This window comes from Sphingomonas panacis, assembly GCF_001717955.1.
Lineage (GTDB): Bacteria > Pseudomonadota > Alphaproteobacteria > Sphingomonadales > Sphingomonadaceae > Sphingomonas > Sphingomonas panacis.
On record NZ_CP014168.1, the window covers coordinates 4,193,107 to 4,217,111 of the forward strand.

Below are 24,005 nucleotides of genomic sequence, written 5' to 3' on the forward strand. Positions count from 1 at the left end.
TTCCTTCACAGGCCAGTGAGGCACATGGCGCGCTCGCGCTCGCGCCGTTTGGCGAGGCCAGCGACAACGACCAGTCGACCGTTCACCCGCGCCTTGTTCCAGGCGAGCATCGCGTCGCAGCCGCCGCGCCAGTCGCGCGCGTTGAACTTCCGCGCGATCGTCGACTTGCAGAAGGCGGCGACGCCGATGTTGAACGCGGTCCGCGTCGCGGCCGCGAGTTGGTAGCGCCGATCGGCGAGCGTCGGCGTGCAGGCGAGCACGCCGCGCAGGTGCGTTTCGGCATCGCCGGCAAGCTTGGCGCGGCAATAGGCATCCGAGCGCCGCACGCCGATGCGGACATCCGGGCCGGTGTGGCCGAAGCATTCGGTCGGGATCTTCGCAATGTCGAGGTAGCCGACATTCGCCTTGCCCTCGTCCTGCTCGAGCGCGGGTGTCGCGATCGCGAGCGCCGCGATCGAGACAGCACTGAGGGCGCCGGCGATCGCGCGTGCGAACGCCGGCGTGTTGTTCGCCGCCATCATTTTCTCCTTTAAGGGGTGGCCGCTTCGTCGGCGGCGGGCTCGGGCGCGGTCGCTTGGATTGCGCGCTTGACGCTGGCCGAGCCGTGGATCAGCAGCGCCGTCTCGAGGCGCATGATCTGCTCGCGGTTGGCTAGGTTGTCGGCCTTCAACTGCGCGATCTGCGGCTCGAGGAAGAAGCGCCAGACCATGCCAGCGACCGCGAACCACATCGTGGTGGCTGTCGCCCAGCCGGCCCCGAAGGCAAGCGCCAACAGTCCACCGGACGAACCGGTGTAATCCAGGTCGCGCATGGAATTTTCCTTGTAAACGGGCTGGGGACAGGTGCCTTCGCAGCGTCTATGATCGTGCAACCAAATGGGAGGATACGAACATGCCGGAATCATCGGTCGCCCGATTTTGTATCAGGCAAGACGGCACTCTGTTCGAGATTTTCGCAATGCGTGAGACGAGCGACGATACGGTTATAATATCCATGACGCCCGAAGATAACTTCGAGGGCTGGACTAACACCATTGGTGGTGATCCGATATTCATGGAAGTCGGCAAGGAAGATGAAAGCCGCTTCTCTCTTCACCCCTCGATCGGCCGAACAGGGTTAAGTTTTACGACAAACCAGCGCATCAATGGAAAAAAGTTCACCGGAAAGCTGCTTTTAGATGCGACAGTGGATGATTTTGCAACGTATCTTTATTCTTGCGTCTGCCCAATCATGAACGTCTCTGGCAAAATCGTCGACGAAGATGATATAAGCATTAAAGAAATAGGAGCTATGCAATCGAGCGATTTCACAAGCTTAGTATATTCTATCTCTGTAACATCTAAAAATTATGATCTTCCGAACAGTCCGTCGCTAACTTTTTTTCTTCATGAAACGAAATATTTTAAAATATGGATTTCTGTTTCGTACCTTAATGTGTCGTTCGGATTGTTTGGAGGGGGTATGACCGTACAAACATTCTCGCCTCAAGTCGATAAAATACCTTTAGGCGACATAAATATGAAGATGTCTAGAACACTCAAGCCAGAAGAAATACCAGAGACGGTTATTGATTTCAGTCAAAGGCTTTCCGCGCACTTGGCCATCAAATATGCAGAAGCTCACCCGGAGGCCGCTGGCATACTCAGCATTCCATTGTGGTTTCATCCGACCATTGACGACCTGCATTTGGGTCGGCGGGAGCGAGGGTATTGAGCATGTTACGCCTTCAGCGTTTCGGGCGGGGTGAATGTGTCTCCGGCAAACCGCCCGTCCACGCCGAAATCGCGCGCGAGCTGCGCATTCAGGGCCGCGATCATCGTCGCAGCCTTCGCGTTGCGGTCGCTCCCGGCTGCATCGGATAGGTCGACCAAATCGAGCTGCGCGCGGTAGATGATGAAGCTGGGGGCCTTGTTATAGTTCAGGCTTCCCCAGCCAGCGCAGGCACCAACGTTCGCAAGCATTGCTAGCCGACCGGCCTGATTGAGGGCGCTGGGCTTGGCGCCTGTCCAGCCCTGCGCCGACACCACCTGCATCGCCGCGCTGGCCATAACACCGGCGGGCAATGCCTGACCGACCACGAAGCCGGGCGCTGCGGCCGAGTTCGGGAACGGTAATCCACCCTGCGAGTGATAGAAGAAGTTGCTGGTCGCACCCGCCGCCGCCGCGATCCACGACAGCGGCTGTACGGCCGTATTGGATGCTCCCTGCACTCGGGTGCGCTGTGCCCAGACGGTCGATACGATCGCGTAATCAGCACCGGCGTCCGTGTTTGCCAAGAGCCAGTCCGCGAACGCTTGCGGGTAAAGGAAGCCGACGCTGGCCGAACGATCCTGAGCCCCGGCTTGAGTTGAGGCGATGTGAAGGCCGCCCTTTGCTGTACGCTCAGCCGCAACGAAGCCATTGGCCGTATCGTTGGCCATAGTGAAATCGCAGTTTGCGGCCGAAAGGCCAGTCACCGCTGCTGCGCGGTCCCGCACGAGATTTGACACAACCGAGCCGTTTGCGGGGACTCCACCCGCAATCTGAATGCCACCATCCCAAAGCGCGATGGTGCTGTCGTATGTCCCCTCGATCGCGTGAAACTTACCGAACGGCGAGGTAAGTGCCGCCCCCGCCAATTTGAGCGCTGCGCCTGCCATACTGTGTCTCCCTTAGATGCCGGTGGCCCAGCCACGGCCACGATGGAACCGCGCCGCGAACTGGCCTGTGAGTTGATAATAGGTGCCGATGCCGTGGATGGAGTCTGAGCGGAGATTGTCCGGGATCGTGTCGGACGCGATCTGCGCCGCGCTTGTCGCGTCCGGGGTGAGGCCCGCATCAGCTTGCGCGTCGTTGCTGGCCAGGTAACGACGATGGTCACAGAAATGATGGTCGCCGACCGCCTCTAGGATGAGACGGTTGGCATCCATGATATAGTCGTAGCCGGCCGTCCCTTTGCCTTCGCCAGCGCCATTTGCGACCGGCAAAATGCCAAAGCGATCGTGAGCGAAATGGTCGATCATCGACAGGATATTGTCGCGGAGGACGATACGCTGCGCCCGCGTCGTTTTCGGATCGTTGCGCCCCGCCTGAATATAGAAAGTATCCTTCTCGTTGGCCTTGAACAGGTCCGCGAAGAAGCGGGTGCCGGCTGGAATGGCCGTGCTGCCGCTCGACGCATTCTGCCGCCGCATCGTGTACTTCAGCGTGGTCGCCTCGTTCGGGCTAGGGCTGCTGTAGCGACGCAGGATGACGGGGATGCCTCCGAACGTACCCGTCCAGCTCTGCGCGGACTGATTGTTCGAGAACTCCTGGCTATACGCCACGACATCGACTTCGCTGCCGTCCGCCGGGAGATCACTTGCAAGCGTAAGGTTCATGGCAATGCCACCCCCACGCACGCCGATGCTCCCGGATTGGGTGCCGCCGACCGCCGTGTTGATCCACGGCAAACCAAGCAGGGTCGCCATCGTTTGCGGATAGTTCACGCCACCGCCGCCCGCACCGGCCGTCAGGCTGTCGCCGAGGAAGAACAGTCGCCCGCTGACGATCGCCATATTCCCGGCAGCGAGAGCCGATAGAACACCATCGACCCCGAAGCCGGCCGGAAACCGAGACAGCGGCGAGAGCGCCGCGACGAACGTCCCGTCAGCGCGCCAACCGCCCAAAATATTGCCGTCGGCGTCGAGGATAGGAAACAGCCAGCCGCTTGCCCTCTCGTCGATATTCGCTGACGAAATAGCGGACGACAGCGCTCCGGGAATAATAGAGTCTGGCGTAAGCGCCATCTTCCAGCGACCGGTTGCGCGTTCGATGTAGGCAAGCGCGTTGTTCGCGGCATCGACGATGATGTGAGAGTAAGTTGGGTTTTCGTAGAGCAGCATTTGCAAGCCGCCGAGCTGGTTTGTCAGTGCGGTAGCTTGGGTGCTTGCCCCGCTTGCCAGCCCCAGCGCCGTAGCCGCCTTCGCCAGCGCGTCATCCGCTGAAGGGACGAGGGAGTCCGGCGTAAGTGCCATCTTCCAACGTCCAGTCACGCGCTCGACCAACGCCAAGATGTTGTTGGCCTCGTCAACGATCATGTTGGAATATTGCGTGCTCACGAACGGTACCACGCGCATATTCCCGACGCGATCGACGACGTCGTTACTAGCCGCGACCGCCTGATCTCGCGCGGTTTCGGTGACGGCTTTCGCCGCCTGGACCACCGGGACGGATGAAAGAATGCCTGCGCCAGCATCGACAACAGCTTGAGCATCTGCCGCCTTTTGTCCCGCCAGCGTGGCTTTCTCATCGGCGAGACTAGCTTTGGCGGCAGCATTACTCGCGGCAGCATCTGCCTGTGTGACAGCCTCATCGACTGTAACCAGCTTGTCGCTCACCTGCGCCACGAGCGCGTCCAGGGTCTCCGCATTGGCGCCGCCCAAAGCGATGGCCTTCAGCCGCGCCTGGCACGGAAAATACATCGTCTGCCCGTTGACGTTTAGGATCGGATAATAGCCGAGCGCGCCCGTCTTCCCGCCGGTCTCGTTGAAGCTGTCGGGATCATCGACGGTCCCGGCGATCAGCAGGGTGTACGCCGCCTCCCGCGCCTCGAGCGTGGCAAACAGATCGGCGTTCCGCGCCAGCAACTCGGAAAGCATGTCATCGGTCGTTGCCACGCGCGCTCTCCTATTTGGCCTGGGCGGGCGCGGCGGCTTCGACGATCTCGTAGAGCTTTCCGTAGCTCATCGATCCGGCTGCAGTCGCCGCGGTGCCACTCACACGAACGGCCGGGCCTCCAGCGACTGGCGTCAGGGTGGCGGTGTACATGCCGACCTTGTCGGCCGAGCCGGGCACGGCGACTTCGTTGACGCTGATACCGGTGCATTTCAGCATATTGGTCTCCTCAGACTTGATCGAATAAAGGCATGGTTTGCGGGACAGGCAGCCCGGTCGCGTCGTCCATCTCGACCTGGTCGGTGATGACCTCGCCCGGGGCCATCTGGAGACGCGCGTTTGCGAGGGAGGCCTCGATCCACACCCTTGCGGGCCGACCGGGCAGGCCCAGTGCGTAGATCATGCAAACCTCTGCAAAATCGAGAAATCGACGGCGGATAACGTGATGTTGTTGCCCGCCCATTCGAGCGTGATGACGTGGCCGCCGGCCAACAGGGGCACGCCGAAGCGCTGGATCGTCAGGATGTCGAGCTTCGCGCTCCTGGAGGCGAACGGAAAAGTCTTCACGGCGACGCCATCGACCAGGATGCGCAGACCCCAAGAGAGACCGTCGCCATAGTCCTGAAGGCCGTTGCCGAAGATATCGACCGTCAAATCGTATTGGGCCGAGATCGTGATCCGGCCCACCTCGATCCATGCCGACCCCGATCCTGTGAAAGTCGTCGAGCTGAGCGAGCGGATGCTGTCGGTAACGGCCCCGACCCTGAGCTGGGCGGTATCGATGGTGCGCGCCTTGATCTTGCTGACGACGACGTTGTCCATCGAGACCTCGCCGGTCACGGTATCGACCTCGAAGATCTGACTGTTGCCGACGACGAACCGCTCGGCGGCGACGACGAAGAGTTTCTCTTGGCCGTTGATCTTGAAGCCAGTGATCTCGCCATTCACGTTGACGGAAAGCTGGGCGATCGCCTGCTCGCCGTTGGTGGTTTCGAGCAGGAACATGATCGACGCTTCGTTCTCGCCGACCTGAGTGCCGAGAAGCGTCAGGAGGTGGGCGAGCGCGCCGGTCTCGCTGGCGCTGGTGTTCCGCTCGTCCGTGATTGCGGCCTCGCGAGCCTGCCGCTCCCCGTCCACCAGCACCTCGACCGACGAGATCGCCGCCTGCAGTTGCGATGTCGCCGCGGACAAGGCGTCGGCGCTGGTATGGCGCTCATCCGTAATTGCCGCCTCGCGATCGAGCCGCTCTCCATCGAGGAGAGTCTCGACCGTCGAGATCGCAGCGAACAGTTCCGAGGTCGCCGCCGCGAGCTCGGTGGCGCTGGTGGTCCGCTCGCCGGCGAGCGCCGCCTGCCGATCGACGCGCTCATCACCGACCGCCACCTCGACGGTGGAGATCGCGGTCTCCAATTGCGACGTCGCCGCGTCCAGATCGTTCGCGGCGGTGGTTTCCACCCGCACGATCTCCGACTCCCGCAGCAACCGCTCGCCGTCCACGGCTGCGAGCACCGTCGAAACGGCTTCTTCGCGCTGAGCCGTCTCGGCTTCATCGGCCGACGCACGCACGCTGGCTTCCTCTCGGATCGCCGCCTGGGCTGCTTCAATACCGTCTGACGCTGTCGCCTCGATCAGATCGACGCGCTCGACGATCGCGGTGTCGCCTTCCTTCCGCTCGGTGATCTCGTGAACCACCCGCGTTGCAAGCTCGACGCCGTCGAGGTGCAGCAGCCGCTCGTACCGGGCCTTGCGGTCCTCGCCGAGCAATTGCGCCGCGAGCTGGCTAGCGATGGTCGATCGCGCACGCGCGACCGACGCCTTGGCACGGTCGACGATCGTGCTGGCGTCAGGCGTGCCGGCGAGCTCCGCCAGCGCGTCGATCGTCGTCTTCGCCGGAAGCCCGCCCGAAACCGAGCCGTCCGGGTTCTTGGTCCCGCCGATCGCCGCGCCGGGGAACACGACTTCGGTCGCCGTCTTCGCCGCATCATCGATCGCGAGGATCAGTGGGTTGTTGCGTGAGTCATAGACGATCGGGTCGGCCGCCAGGACTGGTGGCGCATCGCTCGCGTCCCAGGAATAGATGACCGGGTGCTCAACTGAGAGCGTCATGTTGCAGGTGCCGTCCTGCCCGAGTTCCTGCTGGGCGACCCGGAACAGCGCGCGGGTGAAGCTCAGCGCGGCGAAGGTGAACGGGACGACATCGCCGACCGTGTATTTCCACGCGCGAATGTCGAACGGTGCCGAGAAACTGCGCTGGTACTGGCGGCGTTCCAGAGCCTGTTTGACGATCCGCTGCGCTTGGCTCGGGCTTTCCACGACGCCGAGATCGAGCGTCATGATCCGATCCTGCCCGTCGAGGCTGGCGATGCGGACCTCGGGGTAGTCGATGAGCTGATACAGCGAGGCGGAACTGGCATCGACGTAGCGGCCGCGCGCGACATTGGGCGTGGCCTCGAGCGATGGATCGGGATCCCAGGTGAATCCGCCGATCACGTCGTCGTCGTGCAGCCCATCGTCCGCCGCCGCCGCCGCGAGGTCATTATGCGCGATGACGAGCGCGAGCTTGCCGCCGGTGTCGCGGAATCGCCCGCAGCACGCGGCGCACAGCATGTCCAAGACTTGCTTGGGATCATCGCCTTCGGAGATGACGCCGGCGCCGTGGTAACGTGGTTCGTTGCCGCCGGCCGAGCGATTGACGAGCTCGTCGCAAAGGTTGGCCGCGACCTGGAACGCGACAAGATCGAGACGTCGCCCGGGAACGCCCGAGCCGGTCGCCAGCCGCATTTCGCCTGTGTCGGGGTTACGAATGCGCCAGCCGAGCACGACGCGCAGGATCTGGAGAGCGAGGTTCTCGCCGATCACGGCGCCGTCGTCGGTCGTGTAGCGCCACGTCGATTGGTCGTTCCAGCGCATCGGCCCCGAGCCGCCCGGCACCGTCGAATCGCGGCGCGGATCGTACAGCTTGGCACCGCGGCCGATGATCGTGATCCGGGTCGGGATCGAGCTCGAGAACGGGCTTTCAGCCTTCTTGCTGTTGCCCGTCGTCTTGAAGCGCAAGCGAACATAGGCGCAGCCGGTCAGCCGAGCTGACTGGTTCCACTTGCCGCTGCCGAACGTGAAGGCGCTCGCCGGCGATCCCTCGAGAACGATGTTCGGAACCGAGAAATAGCCGACGTACTTGCTCGTGACGCCTGTGGTCGCCGACCAGGCCATCTCCTGGTCGAGCCAAATCTCTTCGACGCCGTCGATCGCGTGGCTCGCGTTGGCGACGATCCAGTCGCAATATTCCTGATCTTTGCCGGACCATTCCTCATACCGGATATCGGTCGCCAGAGCGGTTTGGCCGAGCGCGGTCTTCCGAAATGCGCGCGGGTCGATCGACGCCGTCAGGCGGTCGGTTTGCGAGGATGGAACCTGTGGGTTGGAAAGCGCGCTGCCGATCGTCGACAGCGCTGCGGCACCTAGCAACAATGTGCCCGCGCTGACCCCGAAGAGCGTGCCGACCGCACCGACGCCGAAGCCGACCGCCGAGGTGAGCGAGGTGCCGAGCGCGAGCGCCAACCCGGTGCCGGCGGTCGCGACGGCAAGCACCGCCGCGCCGACCACCAGGCCGACGATCTTGAGAGCCTTAGCCACCCGTCAGAAGCCGTACTGGACGCGCCAGCCGCGCGCGTTGGTCCAGCGCCGGCGCTCGATCATCACGAGGCCCTCGCGCTCGCCCTCGCTGCCGACCGCGAACAGGGACGCACCCCAACAGATGCCGAGCAGGCCATCGGTCATCACGATGTCGCCGCGGTGCGCCAGCGCAGCCGGGACCGGCTCGAACTTGTCATCGAGCGTCGCCGCCAACGTGCCCTTGCCGAAGCGGCTGAGCGCGCGCGCCGACCCGATCGCGGTGGAATAGCGGCCACGAAACTCTGGCATCGGATCGACGCCGGTCATCGCCTCGACGGCGCCGGCCGCGAAGATGCAGCAGTCGTGACTGCCCCAGGCGAATGGGCGCAGACGTAGGGGTTCGAGATACGCGGCGAGCCGAGCATCCCAATCGGGCTTGCGGTACATGGCGACCTCTCAGGTGCGGCGTGTGGCGCCGTTGGCGACTGCGATCGCGAGCTCGGCCGAGCGGTCGCCGGCGTCGTAGCTGTTTTGGTCGAGGTAGGTTCGGTTCGACGCCTGGCCGAAGAAAGCGAGATAGGTTTCGACGCTGAGCTGGATCGTCTGGCTGGTGCGATCCCCGACGATCTTCGGCACCGACATGTAGCCAGTGAAATAGGACCAGATCGCGCCGATCCGCGTCAGTTGCTGCGGATCGAGCATCGCCCGCCACAGCCGACAATCGCGGCCCGCATAGTTCGCGCGGTCGCCGAGCTCGGTCATGAGCTCGTCATCGACACCGGCGAGCCCCGAAAGCGTCAGCACCAGCGTATCGCTGCCACCTTCCTGCGCCTTGACCGGGCCGACCGACACGAACCGTGGATCCACCGCTTCGAAGGTGAACCCGTCGAGATCCTCGTCGCCGGTGCCGGCGAACGAGAAGCTGTACGGCGCGTTCGTAACCCGGATCGGCCCGCTCGCCAGATCGAGGAAGCAGAATGTCACCGGGCGCCGCACATCCGCCGCGAGCGCGGCGTTGGCGGCAGTATCGGGGCGGCTGTCCATCTAGAACGCCTCTTCGCACTCGAAGGTCACCGCGTAATTTTGGCCGACACCGGCCTCCCAGCCGCTTTTCGGATCGGTCATCGACATGACGGCATAGGGCCGCCGCACCTCGATCGCCGCGCCGTCGGCGGGTTGGACGCGGATGTACGGTTTGACGCTGATCGTGGCGCGGCCGGTGCCATCGGCGATGACCGGCGCCCGCACCACGAGCAGTTGCTCGCCCACGGTGATGAAATGGCCGCGCTTGAGCTTCTGGCCGGATGAACTCCACCCCCGCGTTGCGAGGGTCTGCCCGAACTGGCCGGCGCCATCGACGATGACGTTGGACTCGTTGACCTGATCGCGCTCGCAGGCAACGAGCCGGAACTTGTTGGCGATGCCATCGCAATCGAACACGAACGCGCGCCAGTCGAGCACCCGGTCCTCGCCGAGGATCGGGGGCATCGTAACCTGCGCGTGCAGGCGGGGGGCGGCCGACAGCAGCGTCACGCGCCGGCGTCCGGTGAACTCGCCCCGGTTCGCCTGTCCCGGCTGCTCGATGGTCCACTGGATCTTCTGCGGCACCGGCGATGTGGGAAACTGGATCAGCATCAGCCCCATCCCCCCGGCAATGTCGGCCGCTTGAGCGTGCGGATCGTTTCTGACTTGGCGCCGGCGATGATCGGGCCGGCCGCGGCGCCGACGGTGCGAACCGCGACGTTCTGCATCGTCACGTTGAAGTCTTCGGATGCGTCGATCTTGGCATGCACATCGACCGCGAGGCGCTGGATGCGCGAGCCGGTCCCGCTCATCGCGTCGAGCGACGGCGCGGCCATGCTCGGCAACCTGGGCGTTCCAACGACACCGCCCCGGGCGAAGCGCGGCAGCCGGCCCCGGTTCATCGCATCGATCAGCGGCCAATGGTCGCGCGTCGCCTGCGCCGTGACGATCGATTCGCCGTTCGAAACCATCAGCGGCTTGCGACCGTCGATCATCGCGAGGATGCTGTCGGACGTGCCGTTCCCCGGGCCGGAGATCCTGCCGCCGCCGGCGCGACCCTCGACTTTGCCGCCGCCAGCCAGCTTCAGGCCGAAGAAGCTGCCGCCGCCGATCGCCGACACGATGGCCTTCTCGATCGCGATCCGCGCCAGGTCGGCGATGATCGACGACGCCATCTTCTTGAAGGCCGAACTGACGGTTTCCGTGCCGCTGACCAACCCTTCGAGGCCGCTCTCAAGGTTCTCCAGCCCGTCGACGGCGACATTCTGAAGCGCTTCGTTCGTGTCGCCGGTCGCCTGCTGGAGACGATCCCGGAATTGATCGAGCGGCCCAGCGTTCTTCTTTTTCAGGGCCGCGTTGTCGGCATCCTGCAACTTCCCGAGCATCGCCAGGCGCTGGATGGCGATCTTCTTCTCGGCTTCGGTCGCGTCGCGCGAGGCGACGACGCCTTCGAGCTTCGCGCGCTCCTCGGCATACTGGATGTCGAGGATGCGCTGCTCGAGGTCGCGACGTTGGCTTGCGGACGTCAGCAGATCGGCCTGCTTCGAGAGCAGTTCCTGCTCGTTCGCCCGCCCGGCCGACGCCACGGCGAGGGTCTCATCCGCCTGACGCTGCTTCTCGCGGGCATCGACCACCTGCGTCTCAAGCGCGGCGCGCTCGTTATTCAGGCGCTGCAACTCGAGCTTACGGGTCTCGGCGACCGGCCCTTCGCCGAGGCCACCCTGCTTCGCCTGCTGGGCGATCTCGTTTTCGCGGCTTCTCCGCTCGTCCTCGATGCGGTCCTTTTCGATGTTCGCGCGCTCGACGGCCGAGTTGGTCAGATCTGCACGCGCTGCGGCGATCTGGTTGTTCGCCTGCCGCTCGGCCGAGCTGTAGGCCCGCTCGTCGGCCGCTGCGTCGCGGACCTCCGCCTTCGCCCTGCGGCTGGCTGCGGCGGCCGCGCGATCGGCCTTGTTGCTGGCGGCGCGACCGGTTTTCGCGTCGCGGTCACCTTGAGCACCAGCGGCCGCATCTCGGAACTTCGCGGCATCGGCCGCCGCAGCAGCCTTAGCCGCTGTCGGGGACAAGTCGTCTTTGCCGCCTTTGCCCCGATACTTGATGTACTGTTTCAGCTCGTATTGATGAGCTTCCAACTCATCGGTCTGCGAACGAATGCCGCGCTTGCGCGCGACAATGAGGTCGCGCGTTACCTGCGCAAGTTCCCCTTGGACATCGAAGCCGCCATTTTTATCGTTTTCGGTGATGCGCGCGGCAAGCGGGACACTCTTGGCCCGCACGGCTGCCTGGTAGTTGGCCTGTTGCAAAGCACGATTTTCAGCGACGATGCGAGCGTCGTCGGCGTTCGCTTTCTGATCGGCCGCAGATAGGCCGCCCCCGTCGACCGTGTTCGGGTCATACTTGCGTGCGGCATAATCGAGGTTGCGGGCGTTGATTCTCGCCTGCGCCTGATTGGCGCGATGTTCGGCCGCGACCGACTCCGTGGCGAAACTCACGATCTGCTCGCGCTGGCGCGCCTTGGCCAATTGCAGCAGCTTCTCGGCGGCCTGGCCAACCGCGCCGGCGAACGTCAGCATCTTGCCCGTCGCAGTGGTCGCGGAAGCGCCGGCCTGCGAAATTCCCGAAGCCGCAGCCCTGCCGGTAGCAGCGAGGACGGTGAGGTTCACATTCAACGCGCGGCTGGCTTCCGCTGTCTCCTTCATCGACGCCGCGGTGGCTGCGTTCCTCTCCTCGACTGCCGCAGCCTGGCTGCGATACAGCATATATGCTGCAATCAGCGCGCCGATCGCGAGCACCGCCGCGCCGCCGGCGACTGATCCACCAATCAGCGTGAGCGCGCCCGCGAACAGTTTCGAGGCACCTGCCGCCGCACGCGAGGCGAGCGTGGCAGCGTTGGCGGCAGCGTTCGCCTCAATGGTTGCCGCGGTCGACTGTGCCTGCGCGATCGCGAGCGCCTTCTCCAAGGCCGTCAATTCTGCGGTGGTCGCACCGAGCGCCCGGCGCGTGGTGATAAGCGCCTTCAGATCTTGGTTGGCTCGCGCCGCGTCGGGAAGGCTGCGGGTGATCCCGACGGTACCGAGACCGATCCGGTTGTTCGCGGCGATCGCCGCCTGCGCCTGCAAGGCGTCCGCGCGCTGCGCCTTGATCAAGACCAAGCTCTGTTCAAGTGCGACTTGGTCGGCACGCCGCGCGGCGATCGTCGCCTCGATTGAGGCGACCTCCGTTTCCGCGCTGGCGGCGACTGCCGCGGCTTTCTGCGCCGCGGCGACCTTGCCACCAATCAGCACCAGCTTTTCCTGATCCAACGCCCGAGCGACTAGCGCGATTTCGCCAGCCATCGCCGCGACAGGCCCGATCACGAAGCGCGCGGCGAAGCCCGCCCCAACCGCCGTGAGCGCGGGCACCAGGATTTCGAGATTGTTGGCGATACCGACAATCGCCTGCGACACCCGCACGCTGGCGCCGACGCTCGAATCGGTTTCGCCGATATATTTGCCGAGCGCGTTGTTCAGGATGGTGAACGAGGCGCCGATCGTCAGGTTCGCCTTGGCGGCCTGCTGCTCGAGTGCTGCCGAGCCTTTCAGGAAGCCGGCGAAAAAATCTCTTGAGGTGAGCGTCCCCGCGATGACGTCGGCACGGAGCGCAGAGACCGAACCCTTGTACTTGTCGATGCCGTTCGCGACCGCCTGCAGGATTGGGCGGGCGCCTTCGTTGACGCTGTTGAACTCCTCCGCGCGCACGTAGGTGCCGCCAAGCGCTTGGGTGAGCTGAAGCAGCGCACCCGAGCTCGCAGCCGCATCGCCGCCCTGGATCTTGAGCGCGGCGCCGACGCCATTCGTGAAGCGCAGCAGATCCGACTGGCTGGCGCCGAGCTCCTTCGCGCCTTGGCTCAGCCGGCCGTACAGCGTGCCGACGCTCTCCAACTCGACACCGTAGCGTTGCGCCACGCCATAAAGATCGTTCTGGACTTTCGAGAGCTGCGCGCCGTCCAAGCCGGCCAACTTCAACTGGTTGGTGTAGCGGGTATAGCCGTCCGCATAGTCTTTGACGCGATCGACCGAAAACGCTGCCGCGATGCCGGATGCGGACGCCAGCAATGCGGCTTTGATGCCGCTCGCCGCGCTGCTGATCCGGCCGTGGACGCCCTCAACCGAGGTGCCAAGCGACGCGATATCCCGGCGCGCGGTCGCGATCGAGGTGCTCATGCCCCGAAGTGGCTGTCCTAGCTCGCCGAAGCGGCGATCGGTCGCATCGAGCCGCCGCTGAGTATCGTTGGCGAACTGATCGACCCGCGCCTGACCGGCGTTGAGGTTACGGCGCAGCAACTCGACCGAGGCGTCAACCTGGAGGAGCAGCTGCTTGACGTCGGCTGCAGCGGCCATCGGCTACTCCTCTGGCGGGCTGTTCATCGACTTCCAGACCTCGAACGCGGCCCAGAATTCATGCGGGGTGGACGACCAGAATGTCGCCGGCGTCCACCCGAGGGCGGACGTCGCGATGCCGGCTAGTCGGCGACGGGGATCTCGGTCGTCATCATCCCCGTCGCCTTCGGTTCCCCCGATGGGAGACACCCGCCGGTGAGCGCGAGGCCGAGCACGATCTGGATGCGCGGCTGCACCGCCAGCACGCCGACGTCGAACAGCAGCAGGCCGATTGAATCGACGTTTGCATGCTTGGCGGAGGCAAGCGCCGCTTTCTCGCTGGCGGGGGCATATTCGTCGAGGACCGCCTCGCGGCCCCAGGCGCGCACCAACTCGGTGACAACGATCGCCTGTGCTTCCTGCGTCAGTGCGCCCTGCTCAGCGAGCTGGGCGAGGTTGATGAGCGGCAAGCCGGTCTTCTGCTCCATAGCGATGATCGCGGTATAGGAGGGGCGGAGAACGAAGCTCTGCCCCTCCAGCACCAGATCGACCTCGCCGCGCAGCGCGTTGGCGGCGTCCATCGCTTAGCCCAGGACGTCTTTGATCGGCGCGGCAGCGGCGGTGAATTCCGCCTTCGCCTTGACGGCGTCGTTCTGGCCGAACTCCGACGAGCTGATGTTGCCGTAGACCAAGCCGTCGAACACCGCGTCCGCAGCCGTACCGGTCTTCCCGCCCTTGCGGATCTGGATTTCGAACGGCTCCGCCGGGACGGCGTTGCAGTTGGTCTCGAGCGCGGTGTAGCCGTTGGCGTCGGGCAGGTTCGGGAGGATGTCGAGGCTGATCTTCAGCTTCTTCAGACCCGGCGCTTCAGTGCCGTAGCCCTCGTCGTCCTTCGTCGAAAGGTCGATGGAGCCCGCGTCGCGGCTGATCGAGATCGACTGCTGGCCCTTCACCAGCGCGTAATCCAGATCGCCCTTGATCCAGAGCAGGTAATCGTTGCCGAGCTTCTTCGCCATCGTGCTTCTCCCATATGAAAAAGCCCCGCTGACGAGGCGGGGCGGAGGTGGATTGGAGGGTGGTTGATCAATCTTCGCGGAAGGCGAGGATCGTCAGGATCGTGGTGCCGACGTAGCCGGAGCCGTCATCGGACAGGGCGGCGTCGCTACTCTCCAGCGACACATGGAGGTTCCAGCCATCGACGAGGAAGGACTGGCCGGCGAGGATCGTCTCGATCTGGTCCTGCAGATCGCAACACGGCGCTCGCTCGTCGCCTTCGGTGACCACGACCAGCGTCAGCGTAATGCGGCGGTCTGGATCGTCGGTGCTGGCGAAGGGCGTGCTTTCCATGTCGCCGATGATGATGAGCGGCAGCGGCGCGTCGTCGGGCACGTCCTGGAACACCGATGCACCGGCGATGCCGGCATCGAGCTGCTCGTAAGCCATGATTTCGCAAGCGGCGGTCGCGCTAGTCATTGCCGCCGCCGTTGCCGATGCGCGCGAGGATGCGGCTGAAAAGCGGCTTCACCTCGCGGGTGACAGCGTCGCGCAGGTCTGGATACTCGCCGGTGACGAAGCGATCGCCGAGGATCTGCCGGATTTTCATGCGCGCGCCGGTGCGCCGGCCGCGCGAGATCGTGACGGTTTGCGCCTTCCGGCCCTTGTCGAGCACGAACCCATAGAACAGTTTGGAGCGGCCGCGCTTGGTGCCGAGCAGGCCGACCTGCAGGCGCAGCGTCTTCGCGAACACCTTGTATTTGACACCTTGCTGGAGGGCGCCGGTCTTGTGCTTCGCACGCGCGCGCATCGCCGCCTGGGCGCGCCGCCCGGCCCGGCCGAAACCTTCGACCAGGTCCGCCCGCGCCTCGTCGGGCAGTTGCTGGACGAGTCGGCGGAATTGCCGCGTTCCCTTGAGCTTCGAACTCATCGCCCGTTCGCTCCGCTTTCGCAGGTCATCACGAGCTCGTCGCCGGCGAGGTTCGGCGCCGCTGATTTGATGTCCATCGCGATCCCGTTCCAAACGAGCCGGTGCGTCGGGGCCACGCCGGCGCGGGGCCGGATCGTCACCCGCCAGAGCTGCACGGAGCGCTCGATCGAGTTTCGCACGGCCTCGTCACCGCGTAGCGCGATCACTTCGGCGAAGACGCGGCTGGCAAGCAGCCGCCAGGGGTCTTCCCCGTCTGGCGTCTTGAAGCCGCCACGTCCGTTGCTGACGCGGTTAGGCTCCAGAATGTCGATGCGATGCCGCAACCGAGTCGCGAGAGAGGCGCGCGTCATCAGCCGACGCTCACGACGATGTAATATTCGACCAGGAAGCGCACGCCGGCGATGTCCTCCAGCGGCGTGTCGCGGTTATCGTAAAGCGAGGTCAGCACCAGTTTGACCGCATGAACGACATTCGCCGGGACCGCGTCGGCGCTCGGCCAGCCGGCCGCGCCGATCAGGGCGTCGCGGCCGAGGTGGTTGGCGAGGCCCTGCTCAGACGCGGCGATCAGGCCGTCCAGCGTGGTGTCGGAAACCTCGTCGCCGATGCGCAGGTGTTCGCGCGCGACGGGGAGCGGAATCAGATCTGACATATCGCTCCCCGCCGGCGTCGGATCAGGCGTTCGGCTTGTCGGTCGGCTTCACCGCTTCGGCGAAACCCTGCTTGACCAGCGCGGCCTCGGTTTCCTTGTCGAAACCGGCAATTTCGCCGGGGCTGTAGAGGGTGCCCTGTTGGCAGGGCTTGAGGAACTTGACGGCCATGTTCGGCTCTCCGGGATACGCAAAGGGCGGCCCAAGGGCGCCCTTTGCGGTGATGATGGTGGTAGCGACGGTGACGGCTAGGCCGTCAGGCGGTCACGGCTTCCAGGTGACGCCGGTGAGCACCGCGAAGGCCGCGTCGTAGCGGAGCTCGGTGTCGTGCTCCTCGATCAGCCGGATCAGCGTCTCGTCGTTGGAGAAGGCCGAGCGGATCGTGCCATTGTCGTCGTAGGCGGCGCTGTCCGACGCGGCGAGGGTCACCTGATAGGTGTCGCCGATCAGGAACTGCTCGAAATCGCCGAAGTAGATCTCCGACTCGTTGGCCCCGGCACCGAGGTTGTCCGGCACCGAGGTGGTGACGAAGAGCGGGTAGATGCCGAAACGGCCGCTCGCTACCTCGGGGAACGCCTTGTTGCCGTTCCCGTCCGTGATGTTCTCGAGGAACGACTGAACGGTCGGCGACATGATGTACCCGCACTTCGAGAGCGGCACGTTGGCGTTGACGACCTTAAGCTTCAGCCGGGCCATGTCCGAGCGAACGGTAACGAGCGTCGGGTTGGCTGTCATCGTCAGCACGTTGCCGGCGATGATCATGCTGCGCAGGCCGGCCGGCGCGAGATCGCTGCCGGTACCGCGCAGAAACTGCTGGTCTTCCTTGATCGCGGCGGAGGTGATCAGGTCGTCGCGCACCATCGCGTCGACGCCGAAGGATGCACGGCGCAGCAGCTGGTTGGTGATCGGCACAAGCGCGCGCAGCGTCTTCGCCGACATGCTGAGCGAACCGACGGCGATGTCCGTCGTCGGCGCCGGCGTCCGTTCGCCGACGTAGCCGGCGTTGGTGGACCCGGTCTGCTTACGCATTGTGATGTTGCCGTCCGGCATCGGCACCGACCGCGCGCCGGCGTTGCGGATCACGACCTTGGGCCGGAGCAGGCCGATGAAGTCCGCGCTGTAGGCGGTGTCGACGAGATAGCCGCCCTTGGTCGCGGTCGACTGCTCCATGTTGGCGACGATCTGGCCGGTCTGGTCGCCCCAGATCTCCTGGGCGTGTGCCGCCATTGCGCGCTGATCGCGGCCGCCGGTCGCGGCGAGCGCGATCGCGATGCGGCCGACCATCGCACCAGGTTCGGGCTTCTCGGCGACCGTCGCCGGCACAGTACCGGGCTGCGCGGCGCCAGGCGCGGCGCCGGGCAGTACGACCGGGGTTGCGGCGCTGGCCTTCAGCGCGAGCACGCTTTCCTCACGGGCGATCTTCGCCTGAAGATCCTTCGCCTCGATCGCTTTGGCGTCGAAGGCGGTCTGCTCCTCGGCGGTGAGGTCACGATCATTGTCGTTTGAGGCAGTCGCCAGGATGCCGTCCATCGATGCTACGACGGCCGCCAGGCTGGTCTTGAGCGCGGTGATGCGCATGGACACGTTCTCCTTGGTGGGTTTCAGAGGCCCGCGCGGGCTTGCGCGAGCGTGAGGGTGTTCGCCGCGGCCGTCCGCCGGGGCGTAGCCGGGCCGGACTTGGCAAGTCGGCGGATCGCGCCATCGAGACCGTCCGGTTCGATGCGGTCGACCATGCCGGCCGCCTTGGCCGCCTTTCCGGTCAGGGTGCCGCCGGCGCCGAACTCGCGTCGCACGACGGCCTCGGTCACGCCGCGGCCCTGCGCCACGTTCGCGATGAAGACGTCCTCGATCGCGTCGAGCATCTGACGGATCTGCGCCTGCCCCTCCTCGGTCGAGAGGTCGGGGCGCTTGTTGGGCGCGTTGGAACTGGTGAGGTCGAGATCGCGCCGGCCGTTGGCGTCGGGCTCGACCTGATACGACGTCGAGATCATCACGCCGATCGAGCCGACCACGCCGGTCGGGTCGAGGCTCATGCCGCCGGCGGCCGAGCTACCGATCCAGTACGCGGCCGAGCAGCACAGGCCCGTCACGTGGACCGAAACCGGCTTGGGCGATGCCGCGACCATGCGGGCGAAGTCGTTGACTTGGGCGACCGCGCCGCCCGGGCTGTCGATCACCATCAGGATGTTCTTGACGTCGGGCGATGCCTGAAGCGCGCGCAGATCCGCCGCCGCGACGTCGAGCGAGCTCGCGCCGGAAAACTCCGTCATGATGTTCGCGCGCGGGAACACCGGCCCCATCAGCGGCAGCATGCCGACGCCGTCGCGGAGCATCGCGGTGCGGGTCGACGCCGCACGCGCGCCCATCTGCGCCACCGCCGAGATCTGGCGACCGGCGTGGCCGTCGCCGCTCAGAGCCAGCACGGCCGGATCGTCGAGGACGCGCAGCGCGATCGCCTCGATCGCCTCGAGATAGCCGGGCATGATCGCCCAGGGCTGCGAGCGGATCGCAGCGAGCACATGGTGCCTCATTCGTCTTCCTCTTGGCTGGGCGCTGGCGCGGGCGGCCGGTGATCGACCGGCTTCGCGGGCTGTTGGCCCTCGATCTGCGACCCGGATCCGACGCGGTATTCGTCGCCGCCCGGGCGATCGTTGAGGTTCTCGCGCCGGCGGACCTCGTTGGGGTTCAGAATGCCCTTGTCGATCGCGATCTGGTACGCGGTGTAGCGGGTGGCGATGTCACCCTTCAGCATCGCCTCAGGCAGCGCTTCGAAGAAGCAGCCGGGCTCGGCGAACTGGTGCGTCATGTACGCGGCCGCGCGCTCGAAATGGCCGAGCATGGTGTAGAGGTAGAGCTCGAGGCTCTGCTGCTCGATATTCGAGAAGGTCGCCCGGCTGAGCTCGAACAGGACGTGCGGGGGAACGCCGAAGGCGCGCGACACTTCGACCACGCTGAAGCCGCGCGTCTCGACGAACTGCGATTCCTTGTTGTTGACGCTGAGAAACTCGACCTTCATCTCCTGGTCGAGCACCGCGGTCGCGCCGGCGTTGCGCGGCCCGGAAAAACGCTGTTGCCAGTCGTTGCGGATCTTCAGCTTCTCGTCGGGCGCGACCTTGCCCTTGGTCGTAAGCACGGTCGAAGGCTGGGCGTTGTTGTCCCAAAAGCGCGCTGCGAACTCGTTGGTCGATGCGGCCGCCTCGAAGGTGTTGCCGAGCAGCTTCAGCCGGTCGATGCCGCATAGCCCGTCGCGGCTGAAGCCCGGCACGTAGAAGATATCGTTGCGCGACAGCCGCTCGCGCGAGCCGTCCGGCAGCTGCGCGTCATAAAACATCTCGAGGCCATCGGCCTTGTCCCAATGATGCACTGGCGCGATCGCGGTCGGGAGCAGCCGCGATAGCGCCGAAGGGCGGTAGAGCGCGTCGCGGTGGATATACGAGCCAAACCGGCCGCACATCAGCAGGTCGCCGAGCATCAACTCCTTGAGCAGAAAGGCGGGCTGGACCGCGTTCGCGCTGGTCAGGAAGATCTGCGCCTGAGGCGCGTAGTCGATCCGCTCCTTGCCGTCGCCAACCCGGCGGTAATAGTGAAACGGCGTCATCGCGAACAGGCCGCACAGCACCTCGAGCGCGCGGAGTACTGCCGGCACGCTGAGTGCGCGCGCCTCGCACATCGGCACGCCGGCCGAGCCCCGGCCGAGCAGGTTCAGCACGGTCATGCCACCCGGGTCGTTCAGCCCATCGGCGCCGGCGACGATCGCGCCGGACGACGCGGCCGAGCCACGCCAGCCGTCGATCGCCGCGCGAGCACGGTCCAACATTCCCATGCTCACATCCCTGTATATTCGAAGCCGTCGTCGTGGGTCGCCAGCGCCGCGCCGATTGCGGCGATCAGCGCGACCGGGTTGTCGATCTTGGCTTCGTTGCGCGGCTTGCGCGGGTAGACGTTGTCCTTGGCGTCCTGCTGAGCGACGACGTTGCTCATTTCCCATTCCATCACCGGGCAACCGGCGTGGCGGATCAGTTCGGCCTTGGTCCAGGCGTCGAGTTGCTTCATCGGGTCCGAGAAGTTGACGACGGTCGGCCGAACCTCGAGCACCGGCGCACCCGACTTCATCAGGCGAGTCACGAGCATGGTCGCCTGAGCGGGGTCATAGGCGACGTGGGCGACATCGAGGATCTCGCGGAGCTCGCCGATCGCGATCTCGATCTCCTCGTAGTCGGTGATGTTGCCTTCGCTCACGTCGAGCAGGCCCTGAGCGTCCCAGCCCTGGTAAGCGCTCACATCCTCGACCGCTTTGGACGGCAGGAAGTACCGGCCTAGGCGGATGTACGGGTCAGCCTTGGTCGGCCGGTCGCCTTCCGGCAGGATCAGCACCTCGAGCGCGGCGATATCGACCTTGGAGGCGAGATCTAGGCTCAGGACCGCCCGTCGGCCGCGAAACTGCTCGATCGCATCCGCAAACCGCACCGGGATCGCGTCATCGGCACACCGGCGCCACGCCTCAATGTCGAAATAGGCCGCCTTCGCCGCGACCCATAGGTTGAGGTGCTTGGTCTTGAAGATCCCGCGCTTGCGCGGGGTGGCGATCGCGTCGCGTTGCCGCGCCAGCAGGTACTCGAGCCCGACCGAGACGCCGATGCAAGGGTTCGCCTTGCGGAGCGCCGCCTCCGACTTCCAGTCATCCTCCTCGTCGATCGAATATTCGGCAAAAAACGTGTCGTCATCAAGCGGCGGGCCGCCATTGTGCCCGATGCCAGCGAGCCGTTCGCGCTGCTCGAGGATCATCGCGTAGCACGGTCCGGCGAGGTTCTCACCGGCGGTGGTGATGAGCAACTGCAACGGCTGGTCGCGCGCGCCCATGCCGGTGATCATCGTGTCGACCTGGGCGTCGTCGACGTGTTCGTGATATTCGTCGTGGATCGAGCAGCTGGGCGACTGCCCGTCGCCCGGATCGCCGATGATCGTCTCCATCCGGGAGCCGTCGTCCGGGCGGTGCAGCTGCTTCGCCAGCACCTCGATGTTGTATCGTTCCTTCAGCCGCTTGAGCTTCTGGACCATCAGCCTAGCCGGCCGGAAAACCTCCCATGCCTGTTTCTCGTTGGTCGCGCCCGAATAGACCTCGGCGCCGAACTCGTTGTCGGCGCACAGCATGTAGAGCGCGATGCCCGACGCGATCGCCGACTTGCCGTTCTTGCGCGGCACGACCAGCATCCACCGGCGAAACCGGCGCGTATCCTTCTGCGGCCCGGCCTTGTGGACCCAGCCGAACACGCACGCGATGTTCCAGATCTGCCACGGCTCGAGCACCAAGCGCTTTTTCTGGCGCGCCCAAGGCCCTTTCGTGTGTGGCAGGCGCTCGATGAACTGGCACGGCCGGCTCGCTCGCACCTCGTCGAAGCGGAACGGGAAGTCATCGTCGGCGCTGCGCACCAACTCCGTGATGAACCGCTCGCACTGGCGGCGGATATACTTCCCGGCCGGGATCTTCCCCGAGACGACGTCGCCGGCGTACTGCCGCGCGATCGCCGCGTGGTCACGCGCCGGCGCGCCCGGCGCGCTCGCCACGGCGATTAGACGATGAGCGGCTCAGCGCCGCGATAGCTGCCGCGTTCGTGTGCGATCATGGCGGCCACCTCAGAAATCAAACTCGTCGCCGCTGCCCGGATCATCCTTCTTGCCGCCGGTGAGGCGGAGGAAGGCAGACGGTGTCAGCCCCAATTCGCCGAGGAGCGACTGCGCTTGACGCATCGCGTCCGACAACATCGCCACTTCCGGCCGCGCGCGGATCATCGTCGTGATGACCTGTTGCCCGTCGACCTTGCGCACCGTCGTGCTTTCGCAGGTGTCCCCGACCACCTCGAGAACCGCCTGCCAGCGTTGGATTTGCTCCTGGCGCTGGGCGAGGATCGCGACGAGCTGGATAAACGACGGGTCGGCCCGACCTTGGTGTTCGAGAATCGCCGACGTTTCTCGGAAGAGTAGCTGCGCAAGATCGGACAAATGCAGCGGTGGAACCATGCAACTCGCCGGCGTCGCCGGGAGCTTCGCACGTTCCGCTGCGGTCAACGCGCGCGTTGGATCCTTACGCTTCCGACCGGCGCCTGGCCGTGATCCACCACTCGGCATCGGCCGTTCTCCCGGGGATCATTTTGGTTTTGATTTCGCCTGCGCGAAAATTTGACTGACGAGCGGTGTCCGGCCGGCCGGGCCTCAGAGATTTTACCCACCCCCGTCCCACATGGTGAAATCGGCCCAAAACGGCCATTTTTCTCACAATATGGGACGTTTTCAGCGATCCGGGCGATCGCGCCGGGCGGCGGTGCGTTCCGCCGCACTTTTCGCGTCATGGCAGGGGATGCACAGCCCTTGCTTGTTTGAGCGGTCGTCCGTGCCGCCTTCGCTGAGCGGCTTGATGTGGTCGACGCGCGTGCTGGCGGTCGTGCGGCCGAGCTCGAGGCAAGCTCGACACAGCGGCTCCTCGGCGAGCACCTGTGCACGATCGCGCTGGCCGGCGCGCCCGCGCTTACGTTTATCGACGAACGTCGACGTGCGCTGCCAGGGCTTGCGCTCCTTCTGCCCGGGCCGGACTAGGCTGGACGGTTGCGACGGCATCTAGGCCGACGCCATGTCGATCGTAACGGCATGCCATGCGGCATCCGGTGCCGGCCGGTCATAGAACCGGATGTAGGTGCGCGAGCCTATGACGCGCATGGAGTCACGGATGGCGTCCATCGCGCGCTGCCAGCGTTCGTCTGCGATATCCACGCGCAGCAGCATGAACAGTTCGGCGCGGTTGATCTTGCCTTCCTTGTCCACCTGGAAGACGCGGTTCACCAGCGCACGAAGTTCGATGGCGCTGCCGACTGCCCACTCGGTCAGGCATTCGTCGATCAGTGCTTTCGCGGACTGCAGCTCGGGGCCGAACTCGAGCAGATCGGCAACCTGCACCTGGACCTTCTCGCATCCATCGAAGGAGACGAGCGTGATGTTGCCCTTCTTACCGCCAAGAGGCGCGCCATAATCCTGCGCCAGCAGCGCCTGTAGCGCGCTCACCGCCTCGAACGCCTGCACCTTGAACACGGCGATCTGCTCGGACAGCGCGCGTGCGGCGACGAGAACGTCGCGCACGGTTTCATCCATTAGCAGATCGGCCGCCTTGATCGTCGCGATCGGCACCAAGCTGCCCTTCGCATCGCGCAGATAGGGCATGCCGCCGACGTCGATCGCGGCCGGATGTTGGGGCTTGCTCATGCGCTAGGGATTTCCCGTCCGAAAGCCGGTGCGGCGATATCGCGCCCGCGACGGGCGTCGGCAGCGAGTTTGCGGAGAAGCCCGACCGAGATGCCGATCTTGGCGCTGTCGGGATGGCCGGCCGCGAGCACGGCTTCGATCTTGGCGAGGTCGGTCATCAGAACATCGCCTTCGTTCCGTCTTCGCTGATCGCCAGCGGCGCGGCGCTCGGCCGACGCGCGCTGGCCCCACGGAAGGCCGCGACAAGATCGTCGGCGAAGCGCTGGGCCAGTTCCTCGACGTCGTGGAGATCTCGGGGGCGGGTACCCAACCGCGCACGCGACACGATCGTATCCCAACGCGGGGTCATCCGGTCGAGAAGATCCGCGATCTGCGGGCGCGGTTGGGGCGTCGCTTCGACGCGGCGCAGCTGCGATAGCACGCGAAGTGAGGCGGCTTGGTCCTGGGACATGGTAGTCTCCTTCAGGAACGACGAAGCCCGCCGCGCGGGGGTGCGCTGACGGGCTCGGGACACAGCTGTGCCGGGGTCGTTTATGTCGGTTCGGTGACCGCTTT

General features: G+C 65.2%; 29 protein-coding genes. 1 reads left to right on the top strand and 28 read right to left on the bottom strand.

The features are described from left to right. Nucleotides 1–5: 5 nt before the first annotated feature. Both J0A91_RS19265 and J0A91_RS19270 read right to left on the bottom strand, forming a co-directional pair. The gene (locus J0A91_RS19265; RefSeq protein ID WP_069207496.1) at nt 6–518 is read right to left on the bottom strand and encodes a lysozyme; all 513 of its coding nucleotides are present in this window, start codon (nt 516–518) and stop codon (nt 6–8) included. An 11-nt stretch (nt 519–529) separates the two neighbouring features. Beyond that, nucleotides 530–811: a hypothetical protein gene (locus tag J0A91_RS19270; RefSeq protein ID WP_069206246.1), complete on the bottom strand. Its 282-nt coding sequence runs from the start codon at nt 809–811 to the stop codon at nt 530–532. Nucleotides 812–891: 80 nt separating this feature from the next. Here J0A91_RS19270 and J0A91_RS19275 point away from each other — a divergent pair, with 80 nt between their 5' ends. After that, entirely contained in the window at nt 892–1,713 is an 822-nt protein-coding gene (locus J0A91_RS19275) for a hypothetical protein (RefSeq protein WP_150126985.1), read from the top strand. Between the two features lie 5 nt (nt 1,714–1,718). Here J0A91_RS19275 and J0A91_RS19280 read toward each other — a convergent pair whose 3' ends face one another. The 26 genes from J0A91_RS19280 to J0A91_RS19405 all read right to left on the bottom strand — a co-directional run bounded on the left by J0A91_RS19280 (nt 1,719) and on the right by J0A91_RS19405 (nt 23,901). Further along, nucleotides 1,719–2,639: a hypothetical protein gene (locus J0A91_RS19280; protein ID WP_150126986.1), complete on the bottom strand. Its 921-nt coding sequence runs from the start codon at nt 2,637–2,639 to the stop codon at nt 1,719–1,721. A 12-nt stretch (nt 2,640–2,651) separates the two neighbouring features. Next, nucleotides 2,652–4,637 (bottom strand): hypothetical protein, encoded by a 1,986-nt coding sequence (locus tag J0A91_RS19285; RefSeq protein ID WP_150126987.1) that lies wholly within the window; start codon nt 4,635–4,637, stop codon nt 2,652–2,654. Between the two features lie 10 nt (nt 4,638–4,647). Next, complete coding sequence (locus J0A91_RS19290; protein WP_069206249.1) at nt 4,648–4,854, bottom strand: hypothetical protein; 207 nt, start codon at nt 4,852–4,854, stop codon at nt 4,648–4,650. A gap of 10 nt (nt 4,855–4,864) precedes the next feature. After that, the gene (locus tag J0A91_RS19295) at nt 4,865–5,038 is read right to left on the bottom strand and encodes a hypothetical protein (RefSeq protein ID WP_169833171.1); all 174 of its coding nucleotides are present in this window, start codon (nt 5,036–5,038) and stop codon (nt 4,865–4,867) included. Beyond that, complete coding sequence (locus tag J0A91_RS19300) at nt 5,035–8,268, bottom strand: hypothetical protein (protein ID WP_069206250.1); 3,234 nt, start codon at nt 8,266–8,268, stop codon at nt 5,035–5,037. Before J0A91_RS19300 ends, J0A91_RS19295 begins: the two co-directional genes overlap by 4 nt. 3 nt (nt 8,269–8,271) lie before the next feature. Beyond that, on the bottom strand, nt 8,272–8,694 hold the full coding sequence (locus J0A91_RS19305; RefSeq protein WP_069206251.1) for a DUF6950 family protein: 423 nt from the start codon (nt 8,692–8,694) through the stop codon (nt 8,272–8,274). 9 nt (nt 8,695–8,703) lie between these two features. Continuing rightward, nucleotides 8,704–9,291, bottom strand: a complete 588-nt coding sequence (locus J0A91_RS19310) for a hypothetical protein (RefSeq protein WP_069206252.1) — start codon at nt 9,289–9,291, stop codon at nt 8,704–8,706. Next, nucleotides 9,292–9,882 carry a hypothetical protein gene (locus J0A91_RS19315; RefSeq protein ID WP_150126988.1) on the bottom strand — a complete coding sequence of 197 codons (591 nt, stop codon included), beginning with the start codon at nt 9,880–9,882 and terminating at the stop codon, nt 9,292–9,294. Beyond that, nucleotides 9,882–13,259, bottom strand: coding sequence for a tape measure protein (locus tag J0A91_RS19320; RefSeq protein ID WP_169833172.1), 3,378 nt, complete (start codon nt 13,257–13,259; stop codon nt 9,882–9,884). The genes J0A91_RS19315 and J0A91_RS19320 overlap by 1 nt, the downstream gene beginning before the upstream one ends. A gap of 393 nt (nt 13,260–13,652) precedes the next feature. Continuing rightward, the gene (locus J0A91_RS25280) at nt 13,653–13,838 is read right to left on the bottom strand and encodes a phage tail assembly chaperone (protein ID WP_420852805.1); all 186 of its coding nucleotides are present in this window, start codon (nt 13,836–13,838) and stop codon (nt 13,653–13,655) included. Continuing rightward, on the bottom strand, nt 13,772–14,209 hold the full coding sequence (locus J0A91_RS19330; protein WP_069206255.1) for a hypothetical protein: 438 nt from the start codon (nt 14,207–14,209) through the stop codon (nt 13,772–13,774). Before J0A91_RS19330 ends, J0A91_RS25280 begins: the two co-directional genes overlap by 67 nt. A 3-nt stretch (nt 14,210–14,212) precedes the next feature. Next, a complete protein-coding gene (locus J0A91_RS19335; protein WP_069206256.1) occupies nt 14,213–14,644 on the bottom strand; it encodes a hypothetical protein in 432 nt (143 codons plus the stop codon). Nucleotides 14,645–14,711: 67 nt separating this feature from the next. Then, nucleotides 14,712–15,101, bottom strand: a complete 390-nt coding sequence (gene gp17 / locus J0A91_RS19340; protein ID WP_069206257.1) for a tail completion protein gp17 — start codon at nt 15,099–15,101, stop codon at nt 14,712–14,714. Further along, nucleotides 15,094–15,552: a hypothetical protein gene (locus J0A91_RS19345; RefSeq protein ID WP_069206258.1), complete on the bottom strand. Its 459-nt coding sequence runs from the start codon at nt 15,550–15,552 to the stop codon at nt 15,094–15,096. Before J0A91_RS19345 ends, gp17 begins: the two co-directional genes overlap by 8 nt. Beyond that, complete coding sequence (locus J0A91_RS19350) at nt 15,549–15,875, bottom strand: head-tail adaptor protein (RefSeq protein ID WP_169833173.1); 327 nt, start codon at nt 15,873–15,875, stop codon at nt 15,549–15,551. Before J0A91_RS19350 ends, J0A91_RS19345 begins: the two co-directional genes overlap by 4 nt. Before the next feature lie 26 nt (nt 15,876–15,901). Further along, the gene (locus tag J0A91_RS19355; protein ID WP_069206260.1) at nt 15,902–16,201 is read right to left on the bottom strand and encodes a head-tail connector protein; all 300 of its coding nucleotides are present in this window, start codon (nt 16,199–16,201) and stop codon (nt 15,902–15,904) included. 22 nt (nt 16,202–16,223) lie between these two features. Further along, nucleotides 16,224–16,370, bottom strand: a complete 147-nt coding sequence (locus tag J0A91_RS19360; protein ID WP_169833174.1) for a hypothetical protein — start codon at nt 16,368–16,370, stop codon at nt 16,224–16,226. 93 nt (nt 16,371–16,463) lie between these two features. Beyond that, on the bottom strand, nt 16,464–17,777 hold the full coding sequence (locus J0A91_RS19365; protein WP_069206261.1) for a phage major capsid protein: 1,314 nt from the start codon (nt 17,775–17,777) through the stop codon (nt 16,464–16,466). Between the two features lie 23 nt (nt 17,778–17,800). Beyond that, nucleotides 17,801–18,730 carry a S49 family peptidase gene (locus J0A91_RS19370; RefSeq protein ID WP_069206262.1) on the bottom strand — a complete coding sequence of 310 codons (930 nt, stop codon included), beginning with the start codon at nt 18,728–18,730 and terminating at the stop codon, nt 17,801–17,803. After that, nucleotides 18,727–20,016 carry a phage portal protein gene (locus J0A91_RS19375; protein WP_169833175.1) on the bottom strand — a complete coding sequence of 430 codons (1,290 nt, stop codon included), beginning with the start codon at nt 20,014–20,016 and terminating at the stop codon, nt 18,727–18,729. The genes J0A91_RS19370 and J0A91_RS19375 overlap by 4 nt, the downstream gene beginning before the upstream one ends. An 8-nt stretch (nt 20,017–20,024) precedes the next feature. Beyond that, complete coding sequence (locus J0A91_RS19380) at nt 20,025–21,764, bottom strand: terminase large subunit (RefSeq protein ID WP_083224796.1); 1,740 nt, start codon at nt 21,762–21,764, stop codon at nt 20,025–20,027. A 69-nt stretch (nt 21,765–21,833) separates the two neighbouring features. Next, nucleotides 21,834–22,217 (bottom strand): P27 family phage terminase small subunit, encoded by a 384-nt coding sequence (locus J0A91_RS19385; RefSeq protein ID WP_240502090.1) that lies wholly within the window; start codon nt 22,215–22,217, stop codon nt 21,834–21,836. Between the two features lie 270 nt (nt 22,218–22,487). Next, nucleotides 22,488–22,811 carry an HNH endonuclease gene (locus tag J0A91_RS19390; protein ID WP_069206265.1) on the bottom strand — a complete coding sequence of 108 codons (324 nt, stop codon included), beginning with the start codon at nt 22,809–22,811 and terminating at the stop codon, nt 22,488–22,490. Next, nucleotides 22,812–23,408 (bottom strand): DUF3164 family protein, encoded by a 597-nt coding sequence (locus J0A91_RS19395; RefSeq protein WP_240502091.1) that lies wholly within the window; start codon nt 23,406–23,408, stop codon nt 22,812–22,814. Between the two features lie 38 nt (nt 23,409–23,446). Then, nucleotides 23,447–23,608 (bottom strand): hypothetical protein, encoded by a 162-nt coding sequence (locus tag J0A91_RS19400; RefSeq protein ID WP_169833176.1) that lies wholly within the window; start codon nt 23,606–23,608, stop codon nt 23,447–23,449. Then, nucleotides 23,608–23,901, bottom strand: coding sequence for a hypothetical protein (locus J0A91_RS19405; protein ID WP_069206267.1), 294 nt, complete (start codon nt 23,899–23,901; stop codon nt 23,608–23,610). Before J0A91_RS19405 ends, J0A91_RS19400 begins: the two co-directional genes overlap by 1 nt. Between the last annotated feature and the right edge of the window lie 104 nt (nt 23,902–24,005).

Excerpts from the sequence above, each read along its gene's own strand:
- J0A91_RS19365 (WP_069206261.1), bottom strand. The coding sequence starts at position 17,777 with ATGCGCATCACCGCGCTCAAGACCAGCCTGGCGGCCGTCGTAGCATCG.
- J0A91_RS19330 (WP_069206255.1), bottom strand. The coding sequence starts at position 14,209 with ATGGACGCCGCCAACGCGCTGCGCGGCGAGGTCGATCTGGTGCTGGAG.
- J0A91_RS19305 (WP_069206251.1), bottom strand. The coding sequence starts at position 8,694 with ATGTACCGCAAGCCCGATTGGGATGCTCGGCTCGCCGCGTATCTCGAA.
- J0A91_RS19265 (WP_069207496.1), bottom strand. The coding sequence starts at position 518 with ATGGCGGCGAACAACACGCCGGCGTTCGCACGCGCGATCGCCGGCGCC.
- J0A91_RS19370 (WP_069206262.1), bottom strand. The coding sequence starts at position 18,730 with ATGAGGCACCATGTGCTCGCTGCGATCCGCTCGCAGCCCTGGGCGATC.
- J0A91_RS19315 (WP_150126988.1), bottom strand. The coding sequence starts at position 9,882 with ATGCTGATCCAGTTTCCCACATCGCCGGTGCCGCAGAAGATCCAGTGG.
- J0A91_RS19295 (WP_169833171.1), bottom strand. The coding sequence starts at position 5,038 with ATGATCTACGCACTGGGCCTGCCCGGTCGGCCCGCAAGGGTGTGGATC.
- J0A91_RS19390 (WP_069206265.1), bottom strand. The coding sequence starts at position 22,811 with ATGCCGTCGCAACCGTCCAGCCTAGTCCGGCCCGGGCAGAAGGAGCGC.
- gp17 (WP_069206257.1), bottom strand. The coding sequence starts at position 15,101 with ATGACTAGCGCGACCGCCGCTTGCGAAATCATGGCTTACGAGCAGCTC.
- J0A91_RS19355 (WP_069206260.1), bottom strand. The coding sequence starts at position 16,201 with ATGTCAGATCTGATTCCGCTCCCCGTCGCGCGCGAACACCTGCGCATC.
- J0A91_RS19275 (WP_150126985.1), top strand. The coding sequence starts at position 892 with ATGCCGGAATCATCGGTCGCCCGATTTTGTATCAGGCAAGACGGCACT.
- J0A91_RS19270 (WP_069206246.1), bottom strand. The coding sequence starts at position 811 with ATGCGCGACCTGGATTACACCGGTTCGTCCGGTGGACTGTTGGCGCTT.
- J0A91_RS19405 (WP_069206267.1), bottom strand. The coding sequence starts at position 23,901 with ATGTCCCAGGACCAAGCCGCCTCACTTCGCGTGCTATCGCAGCTGCGC.
- J0A91_RS19395 (WP_240502091.1), bottom strand. The coding sequence starts at position 23,408 with ATGCCCTATCTGCGCGATGCGAAGGGCAGCTTGGTGCCGATCGCGACG.
- J0A91_RS19360 (WP_169833174.1), bottom strand. The coding sequence starts at position 16,370 with ATGGCCGTCAAGTTCCTCAAGCCCTGCCAACAGGGCACCCTCTACAGC.
- J0A91_RS19345 (WP_069206258.1), bottom strand. The coding sequence starts at position 15,552 with ATGAGTTCGAAGCTCAAGGGAACGCGGCAATTCCGCCGACTCGTCCAG.
- J0A91_RS19385 (WP_240502090.1), bottom strand. The coding sequence starts at position 22,217 with ATGGTTCCACCGCTGCATTTGTCCGATCTTGCGCAGCTACTCTTCCGA.
- J0A91_RS19400 (WP_169833176.1), bottom strand. The coding sequence starts at position 23,608 with ATGACCGACCTCGCCAAGATCGAAGCCGTGCTCGCGGCCGGCCATCCC.
- J0A91_RS19335 (WP_069206256.1), bottom strand. The coding sequence starts at position 14,644 with ATGGCGAAGAAGCTCGGCAACGATTACCTGCTCTGGATCAAGGGCGAT.
- J0A91_RS19310 (WP_069206252.1), bottom strand. The coding sequence starts at position 9,291 with ATGGACAGCCGCCCCGATACTGCCGCCAACGCCGCGCTCGCGGCGGAT.
- J0A91_RS19290 (WP_069206249.1), bottom strand. The coding sequence starts at position 4,854 with ATGCTGAAATGCACCGGTATCAGCGTCAACGAAGTCGCCGTGCCCGGC.
- J0A91_RS19280 (WP_150126986.1), bottom strand. The coding sequence starts at position 2,639 with ATGGCAGGCGCAGCGCTCAAATTGGCGGGGGCGGCACTTACCTCGCCG.
- J0A91_RS19375 (WP_169833175.1), bottom strand. The coding sequence starts at position 20,016 with ATGTTGGACCGTGCTCGCGCGGCGATCGACGGCTGGCGTGGCTCGGCC.